Below are 2,421 nucleotides of genomic sequence, written 5' to 3' on the forward strand. Positions count from 1 at the left end.
CGGGAGCGGTGAGCGGCGAGCTGATGGCGCAGGTGGTGATGAAGCAGCTGTATCCGGGTAAGGAAGTGGATGACCTGACGGAGACGGAAAAGCAGACCATCAGCGCGCTGGGTACGCTGGCGGCGGGTCTGGCGGGTGGGCTGGCAGGCAACAGCACGGCAGCGGCAACCACCGGTGCGCAGGCCGGGAAGAACGCGGTGGAGAATAATACGCTGGGCGCTATGGCTGGCTCAGACCTGGGGTTCTGGTTAGGGAAAACGCCAGACGCAACAGCAGAAGATAAGGCGAAACTGGCTGGCGATATAGCGAAGGGAAATGCGATTGTTTCAGCAGGAGTAGCCAGTACAGTAGGGGTTGGCGCGTTGACGGCAGAACAGGCGGCAATGTGGGCGTTAGGAGCCGGAACGAATGCGGGGATACAATATGCAAACACCGGGGAGGTCAATCCGGTTAACTCTGTTATCGCTGGCTGGGTTAATGTCGTTACTATGGGGCAGGGCTGGAAAGGCACGGTAGGCTGGAATGCTGCGGGGGGAGCCTTAGGCAACGCAATAACAGGGGATGACCCGCTGACAGGGGCAATCATTAACGGAGCAGGTGCGTGGGCTGGATATGGAATTGGTAATTATGTGGCGAAACCTATTGTAAATACAGCCGGTAAGTTGATTACCGGGGGCTGGAATCCTAAATTTAATCCTGATTTACTGAAATATACTGAAGTCAAAGGGCAGTTAGGTATCTCCAAAGAAATGGTACCGAGTCAGATTCCGGGGGCTGCAGGTAATATGGGGGCTTCTATTACGTCAGAAATGACTGGGACTGAACTACAAAAAGTCATTAATGATAAATTTAAGAAAGGAGAGCGCGAATGAAACTATTTATTTCCAGCATCTTCATCATAGCTACTTCCATGATTTCAGGAATTGCAATTGCTGAGTTTTCTTATTTTATATTGCTTACCATTAAATATTTTGCATATGGGAAAGTTGATTTTAGATGGTCAGAAGTTTTAAGAGGCCTAAGGATGGGAGGGGCGGGGGGAGGAATACTGGGTTTTGGTATAGTTTTGTTTCGCTTCCTTGGCATAAAAGGATTTTAAGTAAAGATAAGGGAAAATTTGTTGTTGAGAATAATGCGCTGGGCGCTATGGCTGGCTCAGGTCTTGGGTTCTGGCTGGGTAAAACACCAGATGCCGCGACAGAAGATAAAGCAAAACTGGCTGGTGATATAGCGAAGGGTAATGCAATTGTCTCCGCAGAACTTGCCGGAACCGTGGGATTGGGCGTATTACCGAAAGGGGCGCAGGTAACAGCAGTAATCGGTGGTGGCGCTAATACTGTTATTCAGTATGTGGTAAATGGTGAAGTGAATTATACCGATGCGCTGATAGCCAGCTGAGTTGGCGCGGCCACATCAAATACTGGCCTGTTGGGAACAGTTGGCTGGAATGCAGCAGGTGGAGCCACCTCAAACTATATTAAAGGTGATGATCCCCTGACCGGTGCTATTAGTAGCAGTGCGGGCGCATCTCTCGGCTATGCCGGTGGTAAAATTATTCAAAGACCTTTAGATAAAGTGATTAATCCCAACTGGAAAAACTGGCAATGGGTTGATGTCGGTATGGGTATAAGTAAGCCTCTTCCTTTAAGCCCTGTGCCTGCGGTTACCGGTAATATAGGTGGTTCAGCAATATCTGAAAGTGGAGGTAAAGCTATATCTCAGGGTATAGAGGATTTTAAACGCAAAGGTGATAAAAGGAGTGAAAAAAATAGTGAGCTTTGTAGATTTTTTTTATATCCTGTTTTTAGTGACCACAACCATTGTATGCGTAACAGTGATTGGCCAGGTTGGAATAGCAGTGTTTTTTTACTTTCTGAACGGCGATTTTAAGCTCAGTAGTAAAGAAATATACATTGCTGTTAGAGTAGGTCTGGGAGGCGGATTTGTAGGAGGGATCGGCATTTTTCTCTTATCATACTTTGCACCAAAATCACCGAAACGTTGATATACCTTAAATCCCGGCTAACCGGCCGGGATTATTTTTTATCAGTTAGCTACTGGAGGCGGTCGAGGTGCTAAGCCTGAAGGCAGACTAGCAGGAACAGCTGCGGTAACGCGGTGGCCGGTGCGCAGGCCGGGAAGAACGCGGTTGAGAATAATGCGCTGAAGGTGCCGGAAAACCAAGACCGAGCAAAAGAAATGACTCAGTGTCAGGGAAGAGAGGCTTGCACCGCCGTAGTTGAGAAATACAAGAAGATTAACGCTGAACAGCATGAAAGTGTTGTGAACTGTAGCGGTGCCCAGAACTGCGTCGATAAAGCAAATGAAGTTGGCAGGCTACAGGCTGATTATGCTAATCGCACCAATGAGTTGCTTGAAAAAGCGCGTGCTGAAGGCGGTCTGAGTCAGGCAGATCAGGAT

4 protein-coding genes and 1 pseudogene are annotated in these 2,421 nt (G+C 48.4%); all 5 read left to right on the top strand.

Going from position 1 to position 2,421, the window contains the following annotated elements; all coding sequences use genetic code 11:
- Positions 1-872 (top strand): VENN motif pre-toxin domain-containing protein (locus ACQE3Y_RS20440; protein ID WP_426982410.1); only part of this gene is annotated, 872 nt, incomplete at its 5' end.
- The gene (locus ACQE3Y_RS20445) at positions 869-1,099 is read left to right on the top strand and encodes a hypothetical protein (RefSeq protein ID WP_426973015.1); all 231 of its coding nucleotides are present in this window, start codon (positions 869-871) and stop codon (positions 1,097-1,099) included. The genes ACQE3Y_RS20440 and ACQE3Y_RS20445, both read left to right, overlap by 4 nt.
- Before the next feature lie 47 nt (positions 1,100-1,146).
- Positions 1,147-1,398, top strand: coding sequence for a hypothetical protein (locus tag ACQE3Y_RS20450; protein WP_426973014.1), 252 nt, complete (start codon positions 1,147-1,149; stop codon positions 1,396-1,398).
- Positions 1,399-1,428: 30 nt separating this feature from the next.
- The gene (locus ACQE3Y_RS20455; RefSeq protein ID WP_426973012.1) at positions 1,429-1,890 is read left to right on the top strand and encodes a hypothetical protein; all 462 of its coding nucleotides are present in this window, start codon (positions 1,429-1,431) and stop codon (positions 1,888-1,890) included.
- Positions 1,891-2,106: 216 nt separating this feature from the next.
- Positions 2,107-2,421: pseudogene (locus ACQE3Y_RS20460) on the top strand (VENN motif pre-toxin domain-containing protein); the annotation flags it as partial.

This window comes from Pantoea sp. FN0305 (assembly GCF_050113845.1).
Classification (GTDB): domain Bacteria; phylum Pseudomonadota; class Gammaproteobacteria; order Enterobacterales; family Enterobacteriaceae; genus Mixta; species Mixta alhagi.

Excerpts from the sequence above, each read along its gene's own strand:
- ACQE3Y_RS20445 (WP_426973015.1), top strand. The coding sequence starts at position 869 with ATGAAACTATTTATTTCCAGCATCTTCATCATAGCTACTTCCATGATT.
- ACQE3Y_RS20450 (WP_426973014.1), top strand. The coding sequence starts at position 1,147 with ATGGCTGGCTCAGGTCTTGGGTTCTGGCTGGGTAAAACACCAGATGCC.